Here is a 23,735-nt window from a genome sequence, read left to right on the forward strand (position 1 = left end):
CTTGATGGCCACCCCACCTCTGCCCAAGCTTCAAACTGCCCGCCGCTCGCGCTTTGCCCTGCGTTGGTATTCCTGGCTGTTGCTGGTTGCAGTGGTCGCCTATGGCGTGGCCTTTGCGATGCATTGGGACGATCGCGGTGCGCTGTGGTTGCGTGAACGATTTGAAAGTCCGAGCGAGCGCCAGGCCAGCATCTGGCTGCCGGATTACCGCGCGGTGATCGACGCCAAACTGTTGCCGGGCATGGAAAAGGATGAAGCCTCGGACCTGGCCTACGATCCGCAGACCAAAACCCTGTTTTCGGTGATGGGTAAAAACCCGTTCCTGGTCGAGCTGACCTTGCAGGGTGACGTGCTGCGCAAGATACCGTTGGTGGGCTGGAGCAACCCGGAAGGCGTGACGGTGATGGGCAATGGCCTGCTGGCCATCGTCGACGAGCGCGAACACATGCTCTCCATGGTCAAGGTCGACGCCACGACGCGCGAGCTGAACCGCGACGACTTCCCGAAATATGACCTGGGTCCTTCGAAAAACCAGAACAAGGCCTTCGAAGCCGTCGCCTATGACCCGCGCCGTCAGCAAATCCTGCTGGGCGAAGAGCGGCCGCCGGCGCTGTTCAGCTGGAAAAGCGACGGCAGCGAGATTCTCACGGGCGACAAGCAGAAGCTGGCCAATGACGAACTCGACATCCGCAACCTCTCGGCCCTGGCCATCGACCCGCGCACCGGCCATACGCTGGTGCTGTCCGCCGATTCGCACTTGCTGCTGGAGCTGGACGAGAAGGGCGAGCAGGTCAGCTTCATGACCTTGCTCGGTGGCTTCAACGGCCTGAAGAAAACCATCCCGCGTGCCGAAGGCGTGACCATGGACGAGGCGGGCACGCTGTACATGGTCAGCGAACCAAACCTGTTCTACCGCTTTGAAAAACAGAAGTAGCCGCTGGAAAACCCGCTGTTGTGGTCCAAGGCCACTGGCCATTAAGCTTGAATTCATACAGGCGTGATATTTCATCCGCCTGTTTTGTTTCCGAGCTCGCCTGAATGCGCCGATTTGCCCGCCCCAAACCCCTGATTTTGATCCTGGCCGTGATTGCCCTGATCGTGCTGGTCGCGATCGGCCAATACATGCGCCTGTTCGAGCGGGCCTGGTTCAACGTGCACGCGTTGTGGACGCCTGCGAATGAACAATCCATCGGTCTGGACCAGTATCGGGTAGACGTCGAGGCGCGGGTGATTGAAGGCCTGAACGACGATGTCTCGGCGCTGACCTTCGATCCCGTACGCAAAAGCCTGTTCACCGTCACCAATAAAAACTCCGAGATGATCGAGCTGTCGCTGGATGGGCGGATTATTCGCCGCATCGCGCTGGTGGGCTTCGGCGACCCGGAAGCCGTGGAGTTCATCAGCGCCGACACCTATGTGCTCACCGATGAGAGCCAGCAGCGGCTGATCAAGATTCATCTGGAGGAGGGCACCACGTTCCTCGACGCAGCGGATGCCGAGCAGATCACCTTGGGCGTGCACATGAACGGCAATACCGGTTTCGAGGGGCTGGCTTACGATTCGGTGGGCAAGCGCCTGTTTGTCGCCAAGGAACGCGACCCGATGCTGATTTATGAAGTGCAGGGTTTCCCGCATTACAACCCGGAAAAATCCTACGCGGTGCACGTGGTCAACAACCCGAAACGTGATGCCGGGATGTTTGTGCGCGACCTGTCGAGCCTGCAATACGACGAGCGTAGCGGCCATCTGCTGGCGCTGTCCGACGAGTCGCGACTGATTCTGGAACTGGATGTGGACGGGCGACCGCTGAGCACGATGTCACTGAACAAGGGGCGTCAGGGCTTGCAGAAGACTGTGCCGCAAGCGGAAGGCATCGCCATGGATGACGATGGCACGATGTACCTCGTCAGCGAACCCAACCTGTTCTACGTCTTCAAAAAACCAGCGCAACCCTAAGCAGCACCCTAAAACCACTGTGGGAGCGGGCTTGCTCGCGAAGGCGATGTGTCAGTCGACATCTCGATCAACTGACACACCGCCTTCGCGAGCAAGCCCGCTCCCACAGGTTTACCGGCGTGCCGGATTTACTGAGCGCGCAGGGTTTTCACGCCTTCACTGGTGCCCAGCAACAACAAATCCGCCGGACGCGCCGCAAACAAACCGTTGGTGACCACGCCGACAATCGCGTTGATCTGCGTTTCCAGCTCAACCGGGTTGGTGATCTGCATGTTGAACACGTCGAGGATGATGTTGCCGTTGTCGGTCAACACGCCTTCACGGTAAACCGGGTCGCCGCCCAGCTTCAGCAGCTCGCGGGCCACGTGGCTGCGGGCCATCGGGATCACTTCGACCGGCAGCGGAAACGCGCCGAGCACCGGCACCAGTTTGCTGCCGTCGGCGATGCAGATGAACGTCTTGGCCACGGCCGCGACAATTTTCTCGCGGGTCAGGGCGGCGCCGCCGCCCTTGATCAGGTTCAGGTGTTCGTCGCTCTCATCGGCGCCGTCGACGTAGAACTCCAGGTCGCTGACGGTATTCAGCTCATACACCGGAATGCCGTGGCCCTTGAGGCGGGCGGCGGTGGCTTCGGAGCTGGCGACCGCGCCATCGAATGCGCCTTTGTGCTTGGCCAGTGCATCGATGAAGCAGTTGGCGGTGGAGCCGGTGCCGACCCCGACGATGCTCTTGTCGTCGAGTTTCGGGAGGATGAAGTCGACGGCGGCCTGAGCCACTGCCTGTTTGAGTTGATCCTGAGTCATGCGGGCTCCGAAAGCGGGCAAGGGAGAAACGGAAAGGCCGGCATTATAGGCTTCGGTGCAGGGAAGGTCATTGCCCGATTGGCTGATGGAGTACACAGACCTTTGTGGTGAGGGGGCTTGCCCCCGTTCGGCTGCGAAGCAGTCGCAAAACCTGCGAATTCGCGGTGTCTGGAAGAATGCTGGGGAGCGCTGCGCACTCCAACGGGGGCAAGCCCCCTCGCCACGATGGATCTCCGCTGCCTGCGGGGCGAATTCGCGGTGTCTGGAAGAATGCTGGGGAGCGCTGCGCACTCCAACGGGGGCAAGCCCCCTCACCACGATGGATCTCAAGTGTCTGTGGGCGGCTAAAACCACCTGTTTAGTGTGGTCGCCCGCCCGAAAGCCGGGTTAGACTCCTTGGCCCTGCCCAACCCGCTCAGTGATGCTTTCCGATGCTCGAACAGTACGTCAAAAAGATCCTCACCTCGCGCGTTTATGACGTTGCCGTAGAAACCCCGTTGCAGACTGCTCGCCAGCTCTCCGAGCGGCTGGGCAATAACATTTGGCTCAAGCGCGAAGACTTGCAGCCGGTGTTCTCGTTCAAGATTCGTGGCGCTTACAACAAGCTCACGCAACTGACCGATGAAGAGCGCGCTCGCGGCGTCGTCACCGCATCTGCCGGCAACCACGCGCAGGGCCTGGCCCTGGCAGCAAAAGTGCTGGGCGTGAAAGCCACCATCGTCATGCCCAAGACCACCCCGGAAATCAAAGTCGAAGGCGTGCGCTCGCGCGGCGGCAAAGTGGTGCTGCACGGTGATTCGTTCCCGGAAGCCCTGGCCTACTCGCTGAAACTGGTCGACGAAAAAGGCTACGTCTACATCCACCCGTACGACGATCCCCACACCATTGCCGGGCAGGGCACCGTGGCGATGGAGATTCTGCGCCAGCATCCGGGGCGTCTGGATGCGATCTTCGTTCCAGTGGGCGGCGGCGGGCTGATCGCCGGCATTGCGGCTTACGTGAAGTACTTGCGCCCGGAAATCAAAATCATCGGCGTCGAACCGGACGACTCCAACTGCCTGCAAGCCGCCATGGCCGCCGGCGAGCGCGTGGTTCTGCCGACCGTGGGCATCTTCGCCGATGGCGTCGCCGTGGCGCAGATCGGCCAGCACACCTTCGACATCTGCAAACACTACGTCGATGACGTGATCACCGTCAGCACCGACGAGATCTGCGCGGCGATCAAGGATATCTACGACGATACCCGCTCGATCACTGAGCCCGCCGGCGCCTTGGGCGTGGCCGGGATCAAGAAGTACGTCGAACAGAATGGCGTCAGCGGCCACACCTTCGTCGCCATCGACTCCGGCGCCAACGTCAACTTTGACCGCTTGCGCCATGTCGCCGAACGCGCCGAACTGGGCGAGGGCCGCGAGGCGATCATCGCGGTGACCATCCCCGAGAAACCGGGCAGCTTCAAGGCGTTCTGCGAAGCCATCGGCAAGCGTCAGATCACCGAATTCAACTACCGCTACAACACCGGCAGCGAAGCGCACATCTTTGTCGGCGTGCAGACGCACCCCGACAACGACCCCCGCAGTGCCCTGCTCGCCAGCCTCACCGAGCAAGGTTTTCCGGTGCTGGACCTGACCGACAACGAACTGGCCAAGCTGCACATTCGCCACATGGTCGGTGGCCGCGCGGCCCAGGTCGTCGATGAAGTGGTGTTGCGCTTCGAGTTCCCGGAGCGGCCGGGTGCGCTGTTCAACTTCCTTAATAAGCTAGGCGGGCGCTGGAACATCTCGATGTTCCACTACCGCAACCACGGCGCGGCGGACGGCCGGGTGGTCGCGGGCTTGCAAGTGCCGCACGACGAGCGCCATCTGGTGCCGGCGGCGCTGGAAGAAATCGGTTACCCGTACTGGGACGAAAGCGACAACCCGGCCTATCAGTTGTTTCTCGGCTGAGCGGCTACGCTGATGGGCAGGACATAAGGAAGTCGAACAATGGAAACGTTAACTGCCCTGAAAATGGCGCACACCGCGGCGACGGCAATCTTGTTGGGCTGTGCGCTGGGCCTGGGGATATGGGTGTGGCAAACGCGGCGCGGTGGCGATGCGACTGCTGCGGCACGCACGCTGCAGCGGCCACGGGTGTTCGTCTGGCTGCTGATGGGCCTGGCGTTGCTGAGCATGCCGTTTACCGGTTGGTGGATGGTGCATCTGGTGGGTTGGCCGCTGGGGCAGACCTGGTTGCTGGCGTCGAGCGTGCTGTACACCGTCGCGGCGCTGGGCTGGTTCTGGCTGCTGGTGCGGTTGAACAAACTGCGCAAGGCGCCGGGCAGCGTGGGTAAGTTCACCTTTGCCTTGGCGTTGTTCAGCTTTGTCTGTTTTATCGCGATTGCCGGGTTGATGGGCGCCAAGCCGGTGTAAGGCTTGGGAGCCGGTTGGTCCCTTCGCGAGCAAGCCCGCTCCCACAGGGGGATTTGTGGTGGTCGCCATCACTGTGGCCCTGCACAAAACCTGTGGGAGCGGGCTTGCTCGCGAAGGCGATTTCAGCCACGCAGCGACATCACCGGCCACCCACGCTTCACCGCTTCGGCACGCAAGTTCGGATCAGGATCAACCGCCACCGGATTCGTCACCTGTTCCAGCAACGGCAAGTCATTCATCGAGTCGCTATAGAAATAGCTGTCTTGCAACGAATACCCGGTCTCTTCCAGCCAGCGATTCAGCCGCGTCACCTTGCCTTCACGGAAGCACGGCACGTCGGTGCTGCGCCCGGTGTAGCGGCCGTCGACCATTTCGCATTCGGTGGCGATCAGGGTTTCAACCCCCAGGCGCTCGGCAATCGGGCCGGTCACGAAACGGTTGGTGGCGGTGATGATCACCAGTTTGTCGCCGGCCGCGCGGTGCTTGGCCAGCAACTCGATTGCCTGGGGCAGCATCATCGGCTCGATGCAATCGCGCATGTAGTCGCGGTGCCATTGCTCCAGCGTGGCCATCTCGGTGCGGCCAAGGACTTCCAGGCAGAAATTCAGGTACGCGGCGTTATCCAGGGTGCCGGCCAGGTAGTCCTGGTAGAACTCATCGTTGCGTGCCTTGTAGGCCACGGCGTCGAGGAAGCCACGTTCACACAGGTAATCGCCCCAAGCGTGGTCGCTGTCGCCGCCCAAAAGGGTGTTGTCCAGGTCGAATAAAGCCAGCCGCATTGCAGTTACTCGCTGAAAAGTCAGTAGAAAGGCGCCCAGAATACGGACTTTTCATAAGAGTGCACATAAGGTCGGTCGGCGCGTTGCTGCTTTCACAACCTTTGTGGAACAATGCGCCGACATGCGTTTGCGAGGTTGTTGCCGTGATCGACCCCGATGGTTTCCGCCCCAATGTCGGGATCATTCTCACGAATGATGCCGGACAGGTGCTATGGGCTCGCCGTATCAATCAAGATGCCTGGCAGTTTCCACAGGGTGGGATCAACCCTCAGGAGACGCCGGAAGACGCCTTGTACCGCGAGTTGAACGAAGAAGTGGGTCTGGAGCGCGAAGATGTTGAAATTCTCGCCTGCACCCGGGGCTGGTTGCGCTATCGTTTGCCGCAACGTCTGGTCCGCACCCACAGCCAACCGCTGTGCATCGGCCAGAAACAGAAATGGTTTCTCCTGCGCCTGATCTCGAATGAGCAGCGGGTGCGGATGGAATCGACCGCGTGTCGCTGTGGAGCAACGATCTTGCCGGTCTGACCGACCTGCATGTCGTTGGGTACGAAACCTGCGTCGACCGCGGCGCGGGAAGCACCGACAGCAGCGCCCAGCTTGTCAGCCAGAGCGTACAGGTGTTTGAAGTTGTCGCCGTTCTGCATGCCGCGACCGCCGGAAACGACGATTTTGGCAGCGGTCAGTTCCGGACGATCGGACTTGGCCAGTGCTTCACCAACGAAGCTCGAAGTGCCAGCGTCGTGAGCAGCGGCAACGGCTTCAACGGCGGCCGAGCCACCTTCAGCGGCAACCGGGTCGAAACCGGTGGCACGCACGGTGATGACTTTCACCGAAGCGTTGGACTGAACCGTCGCGATGGCGTTACCGGCGTAGATCGGGCGCTTGAAGGTGTCTGCGCTTTCGACCGAGATAATCTCGGAGATCTGGTCAACGTCCAGCTGAGCGGCAACGCGCGGCAGGATGTTTTTGCCGTTGGAAGTCGCGGCGGCCAGGATGTGGCTGTAGCCAGCGCCAAGCTCGGCGACCAGCGGAGCAATGTTTTCCGGCAACTGGTGAGCGTAGGCGGCGTTGTCGGCCACCAGCACTTTTGCCACGCCAGCGATTTTCGCTGCAGCTTCAGCCACGGCGCCAACGTTTTGGCCAGCGACCAGAACGTGGACGTCGCCACCGATTTTGGCGGCGGCAGCCACGGTGTTCAGGGTGGCCGGGGCCACAACCTTGTTGTCGTGTTCGGCGATTACCAAGATAGTCATGATTAGATTACCTTCGCTTCGTTTTTCAGTTTCTCGACCAGTTCAGCCACCGACTTGACCTTGATGCCCGCGCTGCGAGCAGCCGGCGCTTCGACTTTCACGGTCTTGTAGGTAGAGGCGGTGGAAACGCCCAAAGCATCCGGAGTCAGCACTTCGAGAGGCTTCTTCTTGGCTTTCATGATGTTTGGCAGGGACGCATAACGCGGCTCGTTCAAACGAAGGTCGGTGGTGACGATCGCAGGCAGTTTCAAGGAAACGGTCTGCGCGCCGCCGTCGATTTCGCGGGTCACGGCAACGGTGTCGCCGGACACTTCGACTTTCGAAGCGAAGGTGCCCTGACCGTAACCGCTCAATGCCGCGAGCATCTGGCCAGTCTGGTTGTTGTCGCTGTCGATGGCTTGTTTGCCAAGGATCACCAGTTGCGGCTGTTCCTTGTCGACAACAGCTTTCAACAGTTTGGCAACGGCCAGTGACGTCAGATCTTCAGCGGATTCGACGAGGATCGCGCGGTCGGCACCCAGAGCCAGCGCAGTGCGCAGTTGCTCTTGAGCGGTGGACGGGCCGACGGAAACGACGACGATTTCAGTCGCAACACCTTTCTCTTTCAGGCGTACGGCTTCTTCCACGGCGATTTCGCAGAATGGGTTCATCGACATCTTCACGTTAGCGAGGTCGACGCCGGAATTGTCCGCCTTGACGCGAACCTTGACGTTGTAATCCACAACGCGTTTGACAGCTACAAGAACCTTCATGGATTCCTCGTTACTCTCCGGTGAAAAGAAAGTCGCCTAGGCGAACCTGGTGGTTTGACGCTCATCGGCGCAAGGGCACCTCTAAAAACGCTGGCAACTGAAGCAGGTGGAACTCGTTCACGAGGTGGATGACCGTTCGTCAGTGGTGACCGACGAGTCATTCATTATCGCGGCGTGTAAACTGCGCGCCAAACCTGCGCTGCGCATCACCTTGTCCGGCCATCGCCCTGTCTTTAGAGGTGCTCTTGATACCAACAGTCAGCCTACGGCGAGCGCAAAACCGACCGTATCTTGACCGGAACACCTATTCGGGTCAATACGCCAAAATGGCCGTTCATAAGCCGCGTGACTTTGATTTCTCTGGCTTTGAGCCAATTCAAACAAACGTTTGTATTGGACGCTAGGAGTGGTGTAGATATAATGCGCCACCCAGAGAGAAAGGTGGTCGATCGATTGTCCCGTTCTGCGCGCGCGCAGGAATTCATGGATGACACCAAACCTCCAATTAGAAAAAAAACTGTTGAGCCTTGAGTAGGAGATAACCTGTGGAACGCGAATACATGGAATTCGACGTGGTCATCGTCGGTGCCGGCCCCGCGGGTCTTTCCGCCGCTTGCCGCTTGAAACAGAAGGCTGCTGAAGCCGGTAAGGAAATCAGCGTCTGCGTGGTCGAAAAAGGCTCCGAAGTCGGTGCTCACATCCTGTCTGGTGCCGTGTTCGAACCACGTGCCCTGAACGAATTGTTCCCGGACTGGAAGGAACTCGGCGCCCCGTTGAACACGCCGGTCACTCGCGACGACATCTTCGTCCTGAAAAACGCCGAAAGCGCGCAGAAAATCCCCGACCTCTTTGTGCCCAAGACCATGCACAACGAAGGCAACTACATCATCTCCCTCGGCAACCTGTGCCGCTGGCTGGCGCAGCAGGCCGAGAACCTGGGCGTGGAAATCTACCCGGGCTTCGCCGCTCAGGAAGCGCTGATCGACGAGAACGGCGTGGTGCGCGGGATCATCACCGGTGATCTGGGCGTCGACCGCGAAGGTCACCCGAAGGAAGGCCTGTACACCCCAGGCATGGAGCTGCGTGGCAAGTACACGCTGTTCGCCGAAGGCTGCCGTGGCCACATTGGCAAACAGTTGATCAAGCGCTTCAACCTCGACAGCGACGCCGACGCCCAGCACTACGGCATCGGCCTGAAAGAAATCTGGGAAATCGACCCGGCCAAGCATCAGCCAGGCCTGGTGGTGCACACCGCCGGCTGGCCGCTGGACATCATGGGCACCGAGAACACCGGCGGCTCGTTCCTCTATCACCTGGAAAACAACCAGGTGGTCGTCGGCCTGATCGTCGATCTTTCCTACAGCAACACCTACCTGTCGCCATTCGACGAGTTCCAGCGCCTCAAGCATCACCCGGTGCTCAAGCAGTATCTGGAAGGTGGCAAGCGCATCAGTTACGGCGCTCGCGCGATCTGCAAGGGTGGCCTGAACTCGCTGCCAAAAATGGTGTTCAAGGGCGGCGCACTGATCGGTTGCGACCTCGGCACCCTGAACTTTGCCAAGATCAAAGGCAGCCACACCGCGATGAAGTCCGGCATGCTCGCCGCTGAATCCGTGGCCGAGGCGTTGTTTGCCGAAAAAGACGGCACTGAAGAGCTGACCACTTACGTCGACGCCTTCAAGAAGAGCTGGCTCTACGACGAACTGTTTGCCAGCCGCAACTTCGGCCCGGCGATCCACAAGTTCGGCGCTATCGTCGGCGGTGGTTTCAACTGGCTCGATCAGAACATCTTCGGCGGCAAACTGCCGTTCACCCTGCACGACACCAAACCGGATTACGCTTGCCTCAAACTCGCGGCCGACTGCAAGAAGATCGACTACCCGAAACCGGACGGCAAGCTCAGCTTCGACAAACTCAGCTCGGTGTTCATCTCCGGTACCAACCACGAAGAAGAACAGCCGTGCCACCTGAAGCTGACCGACCCGAGCATCCCGATCAGCAAAAACCTGCCGCTGTACGATGAGCCTGCCCAGCGTTACTGCCCGGCCGGCGTGTACGAAGTGGTGACCAAGGAAGACGGCGAGAAGCGCTTCCAGATCAACGCCCAGAACTGCGTTCACTGCAAGACCTGCGACATCAAGGACCCTGCGCAGAACATTACCTGGGTGGCACCGGAAGGTGCTGGCGGCCCGACTTACCCGAACATGTAAGCCGAACGCCTGAACATCAAGGCTCCCGAATGGGGGCCTTTTTGTTGCCCGCCATTCAAGTCACACCACAATTCCCACAGGGTCAAACGATTGCTCAGGCGACCCGGTGCGCCACCTGAGCCACGCCCAACCCTTGCGACATCAATAACTGCTGAGCCAAGAACAACAATTCGCGCAAACGGGCCGGGCCCAATGATCTGGCATTCCAGCGGATCGTGCAGACAGCGCAACAACCGTTCCACACAACCGCTGAAAGTCTGATCAGACCTTCGCGCCCAGTTCCGCCGAGAGCCGAGCCGTGACCCCTTTGATCAGGGGAATCAGCTCGGCCATTTTTTCCAGCGGCATGTACGGCACGGTGCTGGCGATGCTGATACCGGCGACGATGCGCTTGCTGGCATCACGGATTGGCGCCGCTACGCAACGGATCGACGGTTCGTTGTCCTCCAGATCAAACGCGTAGCCACCGGCCACGTACTCGACCATGCGCTGCTGAAACTGCTCCCAGGATTGCTCCGGGTGCAGCGGCCAGAACTGATTCTTCCCACCGGCCGGCAGGCTGACTTCGTACAGCCGTTTCCAGTCTTCCGGCGCATCATCGAGCATCAGCGCCTTGCCGATCCCGGTGCGCGCCAACGGCATGCGATGGCCGACCCGCGAGCGCATTTCCGGGCCGTTGCGCCCCGGATTCTTGTGCAGATAAAGCACCTCGTCGCCTTCACGGATCGCCAGGTGAATGGTGTCGCCGGTCAATGCCGACAACTCATCCAGGTAAGGCCCGGCCAGGGTCACCAGCGGCAATTCTTCCCGCGCCTGGAACCCCAGCTCGATCAGCTTCGGCCCCAACAGATAACCGATTTGCGGGACGACGCGCAGGTAACGCTCGTCCACCAGGCAACTGGCCAGACGATGAGTGGTGCTGCGCGTGGTGCCGATCAGCCGGGCGATTTCCTTGAGATCGCGGGCGCCACTGGCCACGGCCTGAACCACGCCCAGCCCACGTAGCAGGGTCTGGGTGCCGGTCGGCGCGGCGTCCTTGGCGATTTTTGCGGCGTCTTCCTGCATATCCAGCCTTTACCGTTGAGCGAGTGAACGGGCGCCATTATGTTCGCCCGATGGCTGCGACTACAACTCAGCCCCCCTATTCATGAAGATCAAATGTGGGAGCGGGCTTGCTCGCGAAAGCGGTCTGACAGTCAACATCATCGTTGAATGTCCGGCATCCTTCGCGAGCAAGCCCGCCCCCACAGGGGGATTGTGTTTCAGCAAACACTCACCACTCGGCAAAACTGCCATCGGCATGGCGCCAGATCGGGTTGCGCCAGCGGTGGCCGACCGCCGCGCGTTCGATGACGTATTCCTCGTTGATCTCGATGCCCAGGCCGGGGCCGTTCGGGATCTTCACGAAGCCTTTGTCGTAATCGAACACCCGCGGATCCTTGACGTAATCGAGCAGGTCGTTGCTCTCGTTGTAGTGAATGCCCAGGCTCTGTTCCTGAATGAACGCGTTGTAGCAAACCGCGTCCAGTTGCAGGCAAGCCGCCAGGGCAATCGGCCCCAACGGGCAATGCAGCGCCAGCGCCACGTCGTAGGCTTCGGCCATGTTGGCGATCTTGCGGGTTTCGGTGATGCCACCGGCGTGCGAGGCGTCCGGCTGGATGATGTCGACGTAACCTTCGCTCAACACGCGCTTGAAGTCCCAGCGCGAGAACAGCCGCTCGCCGAGGGCAATCGGGGTGCTGGTCAGCGGCGCCAGTTCTTTCAGCGCTTCGTAGTTTTCGCTGAGCACCGGCTCTTCAATGAACATCAGTTTGTACGGGTCGAGTTCTTTCATCAGTACCTTGGCCATCGGCTTGTGCACCCGGCCATGGAAGTCGACGCCGATGCCGACGTTCGGGCCGACCGCGTCACGCACGGCTGCGACGTTGGCCAGCGCCAGGTCGACCTTCTCGAAAGAATCGAGGAATTGCAGTTCTTCGGTGCCGTTCATTTTCACCGCCGTGAAACCACGCTCCACCGCTTCTTTCGCCGCGCGCGCGGTGTCTGCCGGACGGTCACCGCCGATCCACGAATACACGCGAATCTTGTCGCGCACCTGACCGCCCAGCAGATCGCTGACCGACACGCCCAAGGCCTTGCCCTTGATGTCCCACAACGCCTGATCGATACCGGCCAGCGCACTCATGTGGATCGCGCCGCCCCGGTAGAAGCCGCCGCGATAGAGCACGGTCCAGATGTCTTCAATGTTGCGCGGGTCTTTGCCGATCAGGTAATCGGACAGCTCTTCAACGGCAGCGGCCACGGTGTGCGCGCGGCCTTCAACCACAGGCTCGCCCCAACCGGTCACACCTTCGTCGGTTTCGATCTTTAGGAAGCACCAGCGCGGCGGAACGATGAAAGTGGTGAGTTTGCTGATTTTCATGGGTTGCCTCTCATATCAGGTGCGGCGCTCGGCGCCGGAAAGTCTTAACGCAGAGCGTTCCATGCCGCGACGTAGGCCTTGGCGTTGACGGCCACCTCCTCTGGCGACATGCCCGGCTTGAACAACCCGGAGCCGAGGCCGAAACCTTTGACGCCCGCGTCGATAAACACCTGCATGTTGTCCGGTGTGATGCCGCCGACCGGTGCCAGGATCGTTCCGGCCGGCAGCACCGCCAGCCAGGCTTTCACCACGGCCGGTCCCATCTGCTCGGCCGGAAACATCTTCAGCACGTCCGCGCCTTCGGCGAGCGCGGCGAAGGCTTCGGTTGGCGTCGCCACACCCGGCGACAAATACAGGCCCGCCGCTTTCGCTGCGCGCAACACCTTGGCATCGCTGTGCGGCATGACAATCACTTGGCCACCCGCGGCTTTCACTTGTTCGACCTGTTCCGGCGTCAGCACCGTGCCCGCGCCGATCAGGCAATCGGCAGGCAAGGCACTGCGCAGCAGACGGATGCTGTCGTACGGTTCGGGGGAATTGAGCGGCACTTCAATGACGCGAAATCCGGCGGCGTACAGGACTTCGCCGATGGCCGTCGCCTCTGGCGGGCGCACGCCGCGCAGGATCGCGATCAGACCGTTTTGCGCCAATGCTTGCTTGAGCATGTCAGACCTCCAGTCAGGTTTAACGGGATGGATTTTGTGCGATCAGCCCAGCGGCAACCGCCAGTTGCCACAACCCGCGTTCGGTGGCTTGTTCGGCCAGCGTCACGTGAGTAAAACCGCAGGCATCGAGGGCCCGGCTGTAGCGGGCACAGAGTTGGGAATTGCCGATGAGAATGATCGATGGCAGATGAACGCTGTGGCGCCGACGCCGCTGAACCGACGCCAGCGCCGACAGTTCATGGCCGATCAACAGGCCGGACAAGTAATCCGGTTGGGCGCTGGCGCTGAGTTCGCCAGTCAACCCGAGGCTGCGGGCACTGAACAGCGTCGATAACGGACCGATCTCGCCGTCCGTCGACAGCGCCACGTGCACGCCACGGTCGAACGCCTCGCCATCAAACGACGCACCGCGCTGTTGGGTGCGCCCAAGGATGCTGTGTTCGCTGAGCACGGCGAACACTTCACCGGTCATGAAGGTGTCGAAATGGACGATGCAACCGTTGGCCACTTCGACCCATTTCGAGTGGCTGCCCGGCAGGCCGATCAGCAGATCAGCACCCGCCTCGGCCGGCAGATTTTGCAGCACGCCGAGCACTTGGGTTTCTTCACCGCGCATCACGTTCGGTAAGCGCGAACGCTGAATCACGCCCGGCACGATGTGCACATCGACACCGCGAAGACTGCGAACGGTTTGCAGGGAATTGCCGAGATTGGCCACGTTGGCCGGGGTGTCGCAGTAAGCCGCTTCGCGCCAGCCCTGGGCGCTGCCGACCATGCCGCAGGCAATCACCGGCAAATCGGGCTGCGCGTCGAGCCAGTCACCGCAGGCCTCGTCGAAGGCCAGTTCAAAACCATCGGTACAGGTTTGACCGTTGATGATTCGCGGTGTGCGCGGCAGCTGCATGATCCCCGCCGACAGGGGACGCTGTTCGAGCACCTGGCCGCCTGCGCCGAGTTTGTAAGCACGTAATGAGGTTGTCCCCCAGTCGAGCGCGATCAATTGCGCCAGCATCGCTTCACCTGTTTTTGTTTATTGGCAGTGAGTGAGCTGGACTATAAACCTGACAATGGCCAAATCTCAATATATAAATATCTCTCCCATATTGTGGGATGAAGAAAAAAGATCACAGCCTTCGGCGGCACCGACAGGAGCGGGTTTACACGCTCAATGCCGGAGCCGCCGAAGGCTGCGATGTTTGAAGAGGATCAATTACCCTCGGCAAACTCGCGCAGCACCGCCCCATCCATCCGATAGCGCACCCACTCTTCCTGCGGCTGCGCACCCAGCGACTTGTAAAAGTCGATAGCCGGTGTGTTCCAGTCCAGCACGCTCCACTCAAACCGTCCGCAGTCATTGGCGCAGGCGATTTTGGCGAGGTGACGCAGCAAGGTTTTACCGGCGCCGCCACCGCGCTGTTCGGGGGTGATGTAGAGGTCTTCGAGGTACAGGCAGTTACTGCCGAGCCAGGTTGAATAGCTGAAGAAGAACACGGCGAAGCCGATGGGCAGGCCGTCGCGCAGACAGATCAGGCCATGGGCGGTGGCGCCTTCGCTGAACAGGCTGCGCTCGATATCGGCGACGCTGGCGATGACTTCGTGGCGGGCGCGTTCGAAGTCAGCCAGTTCAGTGATGAACCCGAGAATTTGTGGGGCATCGCTGGGGGTCGCCGGGCGGATTACGATCGTCATGGACGGGCCTTGTTCAAAGATTGAAAACGCCATACTAAGTCGGCGCGCGGCGCTCGTCACATGGCAAAGCAAAACGTAAGCTGCAGCCTGCCCGACAGGGCCTGTGTGGCAGGGCCTGCCCCCTACATTTCACCATGCATGATCGAAAGGATGCTTATGGCCACCGACGCTTTCGCCCCGCTGCAACACCTCGCGGAGCAACTGCTGCCCCACGCGCTGGAGCCTGCCGAGGACGGCGCCCACGATCTGTCGCATTTGCAGCGCGTGTGGCACAACGTGCGCACGTTGCAGGCCGAAGAAGGCGGCGATCTTGAGGTGTTGCTGGCCTCGGTGTTACTGCATGACTGCGTGGCGGTGGAGAAGAACTCGCCCCTGCGGTCGCAAGCCTCGCGACTGGCGGCGCAAAAGGCCGCCGCCGTGTTGAGTAATCTCGCGTGGCCCCGCCATCAAATCAGCGCGATTGTCCATGCCATCGAGGCTCACAGCTTCAGCGCCAATATCACCCCGACCTCCCTCGAAGCGAAAATCGTCCAGGACGCCGACCGTCTCGACTCCCTTGGCCTGCTGGGCGTGGCCCGCACTTTCTACACGGCCGGGCGCATGGGCAGCGGCTTGTACGACCCGCATGACCCGGAGGCGAAGGCGCGGGACTACGACGACAAGCGCTTCTGCCTCGATCACTTCCAGACCAAGCTGCTGCACCTGGCGAACGGCTTCCAGACGACCACCGGTCAACGTCTGGCGCGCATCCGGCATGAGCGCTTGAAGGGTTTCATGGAGTTGTTCAAGGAAGAAATCGGCGTCACCTGAACCCGCCCGTTTCGGTCAGCGCTGACTCTGGCATTGATAACCTCGGGCCTGAGGTCTGCGCCAGATCGCGGCGAAAGGCGTGGACCGTTCGTCGTTCATCAGGCACCAAATTAAATCCGCGGCGGACCAACATCAGGTAAGGACTCTTATTAAATGGAGACGCCACCATGATCACGTCCAAGCTGACCGCCCTCACCCTCGCTACGCTGCTGTCCTCGGCCGCTTTCGCGGCGACGGCCACAGGCACCGGCCCGACCAACCCGGTCGAAGCGCCGAGAGCCCCGGCCATCCAAAGCGCCCCTGGCATGAATACCGATGGCAGCGGCGTCGACAACAGCCTGCCGCCCGCCACGGGCACCGACCCACGGATCCAGGGTAACGACGCGGGCCGTCAAGGCGGAATGAACATGCCAGACTCCCAGACACCCGATAACGCCGGCACCGGCATCGGCTCGAAAACCACCACCGGTGGCTCGGGTTCCGAAGGCGGCGCCAGCCAGTAGTTCGCCCACGCGATATCCAGGAAGACCTATCCACATCCATGAAGAGGTAACCATGAACGTCGATAAAAACCTTGAGAAAGAAGTCCTGACCCGTCTGCTGCACGCCCACCCAAGTGGCTTGGGCAAGGAGGTCCTGGACAATTACCGGGGGGAAAAGGTCGTGGCCAGCACCCTTGCCGCGTTGCAGGATCGCGGGTTGATTCATCACGGGCATGTGACCTGCAATGAGGCCGGTGAGCATTCGTTGAATTTGCCGATCAAGCTAAGTTCGGCCGGGGTTGAGGCGGCGCGCAAGCTGGATAGCTGACAGGCTGGGCGCCCCTTCGCGGGCCAGCCTGAACCGGTCAGATAATTCTCGACACCCGTTAAGGTTTTCACGCCGCCAGCGTCTCCATAGCTACCAGTCCATAGTTACTGGCGACCGGTAGTCAGTGTAGCTATGGAGTCTGGCGGTGTTGTAACGCTGCACGTCCACACGGGGCCTGAAATCAGCGAGTCTTTTGTTTTCTCTGCTGTTTCAACGGTAGCTTTTAATAATGTCCTCCACCGCGCCGGTCTCTTGCAGATGCTCGATACTTTTCAACAGCCTCTGCGTGGGCACTTGCGGATCATCACGCACCAGGCAGGACACGGCGTGCGACGCGATATCGCTCACACGCCAAAGTCGCTCAGTCGACGGGTGCTTTGAGTTGAAGTAATCCAGCGATACCGTGTCACTCACAGCGTATTGGTAACGCCCAGCCAGCAGTTTTTGTAAAACTTGTTCCTGAGTGCGGGCATCGTCACGCAACAAATGTTCGTCGGCGAATAGCGGGTCGAGGGCGGGGTAAACGAAGCCGAGCACGGTCCCTACGATCTGACCTTTCAAGTCTTGCGGCCGGATGTTTTCGGGAGCCCGTCCCACAAGCAGCTCCCCTTGAATCATGAAAGGAACGCTCCATAAGTACTTATCGTACTTCCGTTGCAGCCAAGCGGGATTGCTGTAGCACAACACGTCAATTTCCCCGAGGCTCATCAACTGGTGGATTCTTCGCCTGGGAAGGGCCGTTATCTTCGCGCTCCGGCCTACACTTTTGGCGAGTCGCTGCTGAAGATCAAACAGAATGCCGCCAACGACGGTGCCATCTACGGATTGGAGCAGCGGCATTCCCCAGGTATCGGTGACCACGAAGTGGATGGGCGGCTCTTCGATGGGCGCAGCCTGACAAGTGAGCGAAAACAGCAGCAGCGCGCTATATCGCACGAGAGCATGGCCGTAGCGCCGAACGTGCTCAACGCCGCTGAGGCTCCGTTGCGCCACCCGATGCTGGGGTTCGAAAGTCTTGCGTTTAAAAACCAAGTCTTCGACCCGCGTCTGATCTTCCCTGACGGGGGGCTTCTGATAAATGCGCGCCATAGCCGTCCCCCAGCAATTCCAGAATTCTATTCAATGCATCGGGTATCGAAGCAAATCCGGCGACTCTACGAAAGCTCGCTTGAATCGTTGCTGAACACTACTTATATGGCCGTGGGGAAGTGGCGAAGCCTAAAAACAAGCTGCGAAAAACTGAATGAGGCACTTTGCAAATCATTGAACTTGGCGCTTGCATGGGGAAAGCCCAAATGAATGAACTTCCCCATTATCTCGGCACGCCCACGATTCACTTGAGCACGCAACTTAAATGCCAGCCACGCAATCAGGACAGGATTTGTCCGAGAAACGCTTTGGCCCGTTCGTGCTGCGGATTTGCAAAAAAATCGGCGGGTGGGCTGCTCTCTACGATTTGCCCGGCATCCATGAATATCACCCGATCGGCTACCTGGCGCGCGAACCCCATCTCGTGAGTGACGCAAATCATGGTCATGCCATCGCCAGCGAGTAACACCATGGTATCCAGAACCTCCTTGACCATTTCCGGGTCGAGGGCCGATGTCGGCTCATCGAACAGCATGATGTCGGGCTCCATGCAGAGCGCGCGGGCAATCGCCACCCGTTGCTGCTGTCCACCAGAGAGCTGGCTGGGATATTTGTAGGCTTGCTCGGGGATTTTGACGCGTTTGAGGTAACGCATCGCCGTCTCCTCCGCTTCTTGCCGGGAAACTCCCTTGGCGGTTACCGGCGCCAGCATGCAATTTTCCAGAATTGATAAGTGCGGGAACAAATTGAATTGCTGGAAAACCATGCCGACTCGGTGACGGATTTTCACGATGTCTTCAAGGGCGTCGGTCAGCTCAATGCCATCGACAAAAATCTGCCCTTTCTGATGCTCTTCCAGCCGATTGATGCAGCGGATCATCGTGGACTTTCCCGAGCCCGAGGGGCCGCATACCACGACCCGCTCACCGCGGCTGACGGTCAGGTTGATGTCACGCAAAGACTGGAACTCGCCGTACCATTTACTCACGCCGATCATTTCGATTGCGTGCTTGCCTTGGGCAGCGTCGGCCGCGTTCCTGGCGATTGAGGCATTGTTCATCGTGTCCCTCCCGTGATCTCGGACTCGTCGGTGCAAAGGTGTGCCGAACAGGCCTGGTAGCTGCGCGTGGCGTCGCCAAACGCCTGGAACAGGCGACGTGAGAGCGGATTGCCCGCAGCGTTGTATTCAGGGTGCCACTGAACGCCCAAGGCAAACCTGCGCTCAGTCACGCTGATGACTTCTATCGTCCCGTCCTCTGCCCGCGCTTCCACGGCGAGTCGATCCCCCAGACGAGCGATCGCCTGCACGTGCAGGGAGTTGACGTGGCAAGTCAAGCCGTCTGCAATGCGCGCGAACAAGCCTCCCGGCACTGGCGTTACTACATGACTGGGGCCGTAACGTACGTCCAGTGGTGCGTCCTTGTCCCACGGTGTGTGGCTACTGAAATGCTGGCTTTCACAGATGCCCGTCACGAGGCTCCCGCCCATGAACACGTTCAACTCCTGCAAGCCCCGACAAATCGCGAACAACGGCATGTCCATGTCGAGCGCGATACCGATTGCACTGAGGGCGGTAGAATCGCGATTCGCGTTGAATGGCTGGTACAACGCCTCCTCTGCGGTCGGGTCATAAAGACGGGGATGAACATTGGAGGCCGATCCCGTCAGCACCAAGCCGTCCAGCCGCGCCAGCAGGTGCGGCAGGTCGTCGACATTGCCCAGCGAAGGAATCATGAACGGGTTGACGTCGGCGACCTCCGAGAGGGCTTGCAGATATTTTTCGTCTACCGACTGTGCCGCGAGCGAACCATCGTGACTTTGATCCGTAATGACACCGACGATGGGCCGCCCCGCTCCTCTGTACGAGGGTGCGTTGCCCAGAAGCGTGTTTGTGCTGTCATTCATTACGGTTGCTCACCATTGCGAAAAGTTTGGTCGTCAGCTTGATTTTGGCCGGAGGCTTCGTACCGGCCTTGTCGGCAGCGGCGTATTTCTTTTCGATCCAGCGCTGGACCATCTCCAACACAATGGAGAGAACCCAGTAGATGAGCGATGCCGTAATCAGCATTTCCATCAATTTGAAATCGGCACGACCTTGCGCCCTGGCGACGAACATCATGTCCCACACGCCCACCACGGATACCAGCGATGAATCCTTCAGCATGGCGATGAACTGATTGCCCGTTGGCGGAACAATGATGCGCATGGCTTGCGGCAGGATGACGTGGCGGAAAATCTTGGCACGAGACATGCCCAGGGCATCGGCAGCTTCCCATTGGCCGCTCGGAATACTGATGATCCCGGCCCGGAAAATTTCGGTCATGTACGCGCCGTAACACAGCGATAACGCCAGGATACCGGCCGGGATCGGCTCGATGACGACGTTGATCTGTGGCAGGCCCATGTAGATCAGGAACAGTTGCATCAGCAACGGCACACCGCGGAAGAAGGAGGTGTAGAACGAGCCGATGCCCATGGCGATTCCGTTGCCCGACAGCTTGGCTACCGCACCCAAGAGAGCGAGTACGAAAGCAATAGCGATTGAGGCAACGGAGATATAGAGCGTCGTTACCATTCCCACGCCGATCAACTGAGGCAGCCGGCTGAGGATGTACACGTAGTTCAGGTCGAACGAGTGGAAAAACACGATGAACAATATAAAGAGGCTGCCCCAGATGATTAACATCTGCCAGCGGGCCGTCAGGCGGTAAACCACCCAGGCATAAAAGCCAGCGGCGCCAGCCCACAACGCTATATGGTCAAGCCCGAATGAATCGCCCGAAGGGGCGCTGTCAGCGCCATGAGGCAGCAGGAGCATCGCGACAAAAACCAGCAAGGCGGTAATAGCTGCGGCGTATAACGCATTGCGACGCTTTTTAGCCTTGTTCGTGGGGAAAATTTGCATGATCTAAATCCCGGTTCAGAGATGGCTTCGGTGGCCGGTGCGGCTGCCACCGAAGCAAACGATACGCGACCATTGGCGCACGAATAGGCGCAGGCGTCAGATCATTGGGCGGAGGTAAAGTCGGAGCCGTACCACTTCTGCGAAAGCTGCTTCATCGTGCCGTCCGCCTTCATGGCATCCACGATGCTGGCGATTTTGTCGTCGAATTCCTTGTCGCCCTTGTCCGTGGCAATCGCCAGCGGCTCATAGAACACCGGTGTGTCCAATTGACGAATAGGCATTCCTTTGGCGATGGCGGCAAGAATGGTTGGTTGAGCCTGCAAGACGGCATCCAGGCGCGTACCCGCACCGATCGCCAGATCGCTCAAGTCATCGGCATCGGTGTAGCTGCGAATTTCGCCCGGTGTCACCTGGTACGTAAACGCAGGGACATTGGCAGCGTCAACGACCAGTTGATGCCTCAGGTAATTTTCATAGGTCGACGCGGACACGACACCGACTTTTTTGCCGTTCAGGTCGGCAACTTTCTGCAGTGTCGAATTTTTGTGCACCGCGAAGACCGCGGGCGTGTAGTAGTAGACCGACGGGAAGTCGAGAACCTCCAGACGCTTTTTGGTAGGCGTAATGGAACCTACAGCGATCTGCCACCGCCCTGACCACTTGCCAGCGGTCATGACTTCCCAGCCTGGCGTCGCCAACGTCACCTTGGCGCCCAGACGCTTGCCAATTTCCTTCGCAACGTCGATGTCGAAGCCGTCGAGTTGGTTGTTCTCATTCAGGAAGGCTTGCGGCGGATAGTCGGCGTTGGTGGCCACTATCAGCTCATGACTGCTTTCTACCTTGTCGAGCGTCGCACCAGCAAACGCAGCGGGGGTCGCAAAAACGGTAAACAGGCCAATGATGCTCAGCGCAATGGCCGAATAGTGCTGGTTACAGGTCATGATCTAGCGCCTCTATAATAATTATTGTGGGGTGAGTGCGTTGGATAGTATCGGTGCAAAAAACACACGACAAATTCAATCTCTTGTGGAATTTATATAAAATTTGTATAAATCCGAATGCCTCACTCCAAGGCGATAGGTGAGGAATAAAACGGTATGAATTTTAATGGTTAAAGCCTCCCAGATACCGACGTTAGGTGAGCTCCGGGCGTTTGAGGCCGTTGCACGGTTGAAATCCATTTCAAGCGCTGCGACGGAATTGAATTGTTCCCAGCCATGCATCACTAACCGACTCAAGGCATTGGAAACGCGTTGGGCGGTGAACCTGTTCAAGCGCTCCACACGCTCGTTGGAGTGGACCGATCGGACGCAGAAGATCTACTCACGTGTGGCGCAACTGTTATCGGAACTGCAAAGCATCACGCGGGAAGCGACCGACCCGGGGAGTTCACCGCTGTCGGTGAGCGTCTCACCCTCTTTCGCCTCAATGTGGCTGGTCAGCCGCCTGTCGTCACTTCAGACGCGACATCCGGAAATCGATGTGAACCTCGTAGCCACCAATCGTGCCGTCGACTTGGTTCGCGAGGAAATCGACATCGCGATTCGCCTATTGCCCCATGACGCCCCACTGGGAGATGGTTTCTACGGCTTTCCCCTGGCACAGGAAAAGTTGCTGGTGGTGTGTTCTCCCGAGTACCAGTCTCGATGGAAGGAAGGCATTAGCTTAAAAAACATCGCGCAGACCAAACTGCTGTGTGAAGAAGGCACCGACCACTGGGCGCGTTTTTTCCACACGTTTGGCTCGCATGGGCACGAAAAGGCATCCGGGTCGACCTTCAACAATGCCGACCTGGTGATCAGGAGCGCTATGGAGGGCCAGGGCATAGCGATCATTCGGGAGCTATTGGTGGCAGATGTGTTACGGCAAAAGCTAATGGTGCAGTGCCTGCCGCAAACGATTTCCAGTGCGTATGCTTATCACTTTGTCTGTCGAAAAAATGCCAATACTCAGCCGAAAGTCGCCGACTTCATGCAGTGGCTGGTGGCGGAAATTCAGAGCTGCATGGAATCCTCGAGGACTCCATGATCCTGTGGATCAAGGAGTCTCCTGCACATATACAGTGTGTGGACGCCTTGCTTAGCGTTGTTTCAAACGGTCGATGACGACCGCCAGCAACAGGATCGAGCCGCGAATCACGTACTGGTAAAACGTGTCGATGTTCTTCAGGTTCATCGCGTTCTCGATAATCGCCAGAATCAACACCCCGGCAATCACATGCCGGATCATGCCGATCCCGCCACTCAGCGACACCCCGCCCAGCACGCAAGCCGAGATCACCGTCAGCTCAAAACCCTGGCCGATCATCGGCTGGCCCGAGGTCATGCGCGACGCCAGAATCACCCCGGCCAGTGCACCAATCACGCCGTGTACGGCAAAGATGATGATCTTGGTCCGGTCAACGTTGACCCCCGCCAGCAATGCCGCTTCCTGATTGCCGCCGATGGCCATGGTGTTGCGGCCATAGGTGGTGTAATTCAGCAGCCAGCCGAAAAACAGGAAGCAGATGATCGTGATCAGGATCGGCACCGGCACGCCGAACAGCTGGCCGTTACCGAAGACGAAGAACGACTCCTGCGACACGCCCACCGCTTTGCCGTTGGCAAAGATGTAAGCCAGACCCCGAACAATCTGCATGGTCGCCAGCGTGGTAATCAACGCGTTGACTCGCAGTTTGGCGATCACGATTCCGTTGATCAGCCCGACGATCAGCCCCATGAACAGTGCCGCCACCACGCCGAGAAACACGCTGTCGGTGTCGCGCATCACCACCGCCGCGACCACGCCGGCGCAGGCGATCACCGAACCCACCGACAAATCGAAGTGCCCGGACGCCAGGCAGTACAACATGGTGCACGCCGCAATCCCGGTGGTCGAAATCGCCAGGCCCAGGCCGCGCATGTTCAGTGGCGACAGGAAGTTGTCGATCAATAAGGTGCAGGCCACGAAGATACCGATGGCCGCCAGCAGCATCACCCAGTCATCGAGAAAGCGCCGCAGGTCCAGCGGTTTGCGCTCGGTCGGCAGCGTCTTGTTTTGGGTTGTCATCATAGTCACCTCTCAGTTCGCCACGCCGTCAGCGCGTTGGCGCGGCAAAGCCAGTTGCAGCAGGTTGGATTCATTGGCCTGCGCGCGAGACAACTCGCCGCGCATCGCTCCTTCGCAGAGCACCAGAATGC

Annotated in this window: 23 protein-coding genes and 3 pseudogenes; 10 read left to right on the plus strand and 16 right to left on the minus strand. The window is 59.5% G+C overall.

Annotation, left to right across the window (positions count from 1 at the left end; all coding sequences use genetic code 11):
• Nucleotides 1-4 precede the first annotated feature (4 nt).
• Together ACQKP4_RS23270 and ACQKP4_RS23275 are read left to right on the plus strand one after the other, a co-directional pair.
• A complete protein-coding gene (locus tag ACQKP4_RS23270) occupies nucleotides 5-934 on the plus strand; it encodes an SdiA-regulated domain-containing protein (protein WP_427636000.1) in 930 nt (309 codons plus the stop codon).
• 104 nt (nucleotides 935-1,038) lie between these two features.
• Complete coding sequence (locus ACQKP4_RS23275) at nucleotides 1,039-1,956, plus strand: SdiA-regulated domain-containing protein (protein WP_427635966.1); 918 nt, start codon at nucleotides 1,039-1,041, stop codon at nucleotides 1,954-1,956.
• A gap of 128 nt (nucleotides 1,957-2,084) precedes the next feature.
• Here the strand turns inward: ACQKP4_RS23275 and rpiA are convergent, their stop codons facing one another.
• Nucleotides 2,085-2,759 carry a ribose-5-phosphate isomerase RpiA gene (gene rpiA, locus ACQKP4_RS23280; RefSeq protein ID WP_427635967.1) on the minus strand — a complete coding sequence of 225 codons (675 nt, stop codon included), beginning with the start codon at nucleotides 2,757-2,759 and terminating at the stop codon, nucleotides 2,085-2,087.
• A 431-nt stretch (nucleotides 2,760-3,190) separates the two neighbouring features.
• On the opposite strand from rpiA, the gene ilvA reads away from it, so the two are divergent.
• Both ilvA and ACQKP4_RS23290 read left to right on the plus strand, forming a co-directional pair.
• Nucleotides 3,191-4,705 carry a threonine ammonia-lyase, biosynthetic gene (ilvA, locus tag ACQKP4_RS23285; protein ID WP_427635969.1) on the plus strand — a complete coding sequence of 505 codons (1,515 nt, stop codon included), beginning with the start codon at nucleotides 3,191-3,193 and terminating at the stop codon, nucleotides 4,703-4,705.
• Between the two features lie 39 nt (nucleotides 4,706-4,744).
• Entirely contained in the window at nucleotides 4,745-5,170 is a 426-nt protein-coding gene (locus tag ACQKP4_RS23290; protein ID WP_427635971.1) for a DUF2269 domain-containing protein, read from the plus strand.
• A gap of 122 nt (nucleotides 5,171-5,292) precedes the next feature.
• Here ACQKP4_RS23290 and ACQKP4_RS23295 read toward each other — a convergent pair whose 3' ends face one another.
• A complete protein-coding gene (locus tag ACQKP4_RS23295; RefSeq protein WP_427635972.1) occupies nucleotides 5,293-5,949 on the minus strand; it encodes an HAD family hydrolase in 657 nt (218 codons plus the stop codon).
• A gap of 143 nt (nucleotides 5,950-6,092) precedes the next feature.
• On the opposite strand from ACQKP4_RS23295, the pseudogene ACQKP4_RS23300 reads away from it, so the two are divergent.
• Nucleotides 6,093-6,443, plus strand: a pseudogene (locus tag ACQKP4_RS23300) (RNA pyrophosphohydrolase); the annotation flags it as partial.
• 5 nt (nucleotides 6,444-6,448) lie between these two features.
• Here ACQKP4_RS23300 and ACQKP4_RS23305 read toward each other — a convergent pair.
• Both ACQKP4_RS23305 and ACQKP4_RS23310 read right to left on the minus strand, forming a co-directional pair.
• A pseudogene (locus ACQKP4_RS23305) lies at nucleotides 6,449-7,204 on the minus strand (electron transfer flavoprotein subunit alpha/FixB family protein); the annotation flags it as partial.
• Between the two features lie 2 nt (nucleotides 7,205-7,206).
• Entirely contained in the window at nucleotides 7,207-7,956 is a 750-nt protein-coding gene (locus tag ACQKP4_RS23310) for an electron transfer flavoprotein subunit beta/FixA family protein (RefSeq protein ID WP_427635974.1), read from the minus strand.
• 545 nt (nucleotides 7,957-8,501) lie between these two features.
• Here ACQKP4_RS23310 and ACQKP4_RS23315 point away from each other — a divergent pair.
• Entirely contained in the window at nucleotides 8,502-10,166 is a 1,665-nt protein-coding gene (locus tag ACQKP4_RS23315; RefSeq protein WP_427635976.1) for an electron transfer flavoprotein-ubiquinone oxidoreductase, read from the plus strand.
• A 154-nt stretch (nucleotides 10,167-10,320) separates the two neighbouring features.
• On the opposite strand, the pseudogene ACQKP4_RS23320 reads toward ACQKP4_RS23315, so the two are convergent.
• The 6 genes and pseudogenes from ACQKP4_RS23320 to ACQKP4_RS23345 form a co-directional block, all read right to left on the minus strand.
• Nucleotides 10,321-10,429, minus strand: a pseudogene (locus tag ACQKP4_RS23320) (AraC family transcriptional regulator N-terminal domain-containing protein); the annotation flags it as partial.
• Nucleotides 10,428-11,231: an IclR family transcriptional regulator gene (locus ACQKP4_RS23325; protein ID WP_427635977.1), complete on the minus strand. Its 804-nt coding sequence runs from the start codon at nucleotides 11,229-11,231 to the stop codon at nucleotides 10,428-10,430. The gene ACQKP4_RS23325 and the pseudogene ACQKP4_RS23320, both read right to left, overlap by 2 nt.
• 208 nt (nucleotides 11,232-11,439) lie before the next feature.
• On the minus strand, nucleotides 11,440-12,588 hold the full coding sequence (gene dgoD / locus ACQKP4_RS23330; protein WP_427635979.1) for a galactonate dehydratase: 1,149 nt from the start codon (nucleotides 12,586-12,588) through the stop codon (nucleotides 11,440-11,442).
• Nucleotides 12,589-12,632: 44 nt separating this feature from the next.
• Nucleotides 12,633-13,253, minus strand: a complete 621-nt coding sequence (locus ACQKP4_RS23335) for a 2-dehydro-3-deoxy-6-phosphogalactonate aldolase (RefSeq protein ID WP_427635980.1) — start codon at nucleotides 13,251-13,253, stop codon at nucleotides 12,633-12,635.
• Between the two features lie 19 nt (nucleotides 13,254-13,272).
• A complete protein-coding gene (locus tag ACQKP4_RS23340; protein ID WP_427635981.1) occupies nucleotides 13,273-14,265 on the minus strand; it encodes a 2-dehydro-3-deoxygalactonokinase in 993 nt (330 codons plus the stop codon).
• Between the two features lie 194 nt (nucleotides 14,266-14,459).
• The gene (locus ACQKP4_RS23345) at nucleotides 14,460-14,942 is read right to left on the minus strand and encodes an N-acetyltransferase family protein (RefSeq protein WP_427635982.1); all 483 of its coding nucleotides are present in this window, start codon (nucleotides 14,940-14,942) and stop codon (nucleotides 14,460-14,462) included.
• Nucleotides 14,943-15,098: 156 nt separating this feature from the next.
• Between ACQKP4_RS23345 and ACQKP4_RS23350 the strand changes: the two genes are divergently transcribed.
• From ACQKP4_RS23350 to ACQKP4_RS23360, 3 genes are all read left to right on the plus strand, one after another.
• Nucleotides 15,099-15,752, plus strand: a complete 654-nt coding sequence (locus ACQKP4_RS23350; protein WP_427635984.1) for an HD domain-containing protein — start codon at nucleotides 15,099-15,101, stop codon at nucleotides 15,750-15,752.
• A 167-nt stretch (nucleotides 15,753-15,919) separates the two neighbouring features.
• The gene (locus tag ACQKP4_RS23355) at nucleotides 15,920-16,255 is read left to right on the plus strand and encodes a hypothetical protein (protein ID WP_427635985.1); all 336 of its coding nucleotides are present in this window, start codon (nucleotides 15,920-15,922) and stop codon (nucleotides 16,253-16,255) included.
• A 52-nt stretch (nucleotides 16,256-16,307) separates the two neighbouring features.
• The gene (locus tag ACQKP4_RS23360) at nucleotides 16,308-16,562 is read left to right on the plus strand and encodes a hypothetical protein (RefSeq protein ID WP_427635987.1); all 255 of its coding nucleotides are present in this window, start codon (nucleotides 16,308-16,310) and stop codon (nucleotides 16,560-16,562) included.
• Nucleotides 16,563-16,772: 210 nt separating this feature from the next.
• Here the strand turns inward: ACQKP4_RS23360 and ACQKP4_RS23365 are convergent, their stop codons facing one another.
• The 5 genes from ACQKP4_RS23365 to ACQKP4_RS23385 all read right to left on the minus strand — a co-directional run bounded on the left by ACQKP4_RS23365 (nucleotide 16,773) and on the right by ACQKP4_RS23385 (nucleotide 21,497).
• Nucleotides 16,773-17,651: a substrate-binding periplasmic protein gene (locus ACQKP4_RS23365; RefSeq protein WP_427635988.1), complete on the minus strand. Its 879-nt coding sequence runs from the start codon at nucleotides 17,649-17,651 to the stop codon at nucleotides 16,773-16,775.
• 280 nt (nucleotides 17,652-17,931) lie between these two features.
• The gene (locus tag ACQKP4_RS23370) at nucleotides 17,932-18,711 is read right to left on the minus strand and encodes an amino acid ABC transporter ATP-binding protein (RefSeq protein WP_427635990.1); all 780 of its coding nucleotides are present in this window, start codon (nucleotides 18,709-18,711) and stop codon (nucleotides 17,932-17,934) included.
• On the minus strand, nucleotides 18,708-19,556 hold the full coding sequence (locus tag ACQKP4_RS23375; RefSeq protein ID WP_427635992.1) for a gamma-glutamyl-gamma-aminobutyrate hydrolase family protein: 849 nt from the start codon (nucleotides 19,554-19,556) through the stop codon (nucleotides 18,708-18,710). Before ACQKP4_RS23375 ends, ACQKP4_RS23370 begins: the two co-directional genes overlap by 4 nt.
• Entirely contained in the window at nucleotides 19,549-20,337 is a 789-nt protein-coding gene (locus ACQKP4_RS23380; RefSeq protein WP_427636002.1) for an amino acid ABC transporter permease, read from the minus strand. Before ACQKP4_RS23380 ends, ACQKP4_RS23375 begins: the two co-directional genes overlap by 8 nt.
• A 320-nt stretch (nucleotides 20,338-20,657) precedes the next feature.
• Entirely contained in the window at nucleotides 20,658-21,497 is an 840-nt protein-coding gene (locus tag ACQKP4_RS23385) for a transporter substrate-binding domain-containing protein (RefSeq protein ID WP_427635994.1), read from the minus strand.
• 166 nt (nucleotides 21,498-21,663) lie between these two features.
• Between ACQKP4_RS23385 and ACQKP4_RS23390 the strand changes: the two genes are divergently transcribed.
• Nucleotides 21,664-22,584: a LysR substrate-binding domain-containing protein gene (locus ACQKP4_RS23390; RefSeq protein ID WP_427635996.1), complete on the plus strand. Its 921-nt coding sequence runs from the start codon at nucleotides 21,664-21,666 to the stop codon at nucleotides 22,582-22,584.
• 51 nt (nucleotides 22,585-22,635) lie between these two features.
• Here the strand turns inward: ACQKP4_RS23390 and araH are convergent, their stop codons facing one another.
• Nucleotides 22,636-23,604 (minus strand): L-arabinose ABC transporter permease AraH, encoded by a 969-nt coding sequence (gene araH / locus ACQKP4_RS23395; RefSeq protein WP_427635998.1) that lies wholly within the window; start codon nucleotides 23,602-23,604, stop codon nucleotides 22,636-22,638.
• Nucleotides 23,605-23,735: the final 131 nt, after the last annotated feature.

The organism is Pseudomonas sp. NPDC086278 (assembly GCF_050280905.1).
Classification (GTDB): Bacteria; Pseudomonadota; Gammaproteobacteria; order Pseudomonadales; family Pseudomonadaceae; genus Aquipseudomonas.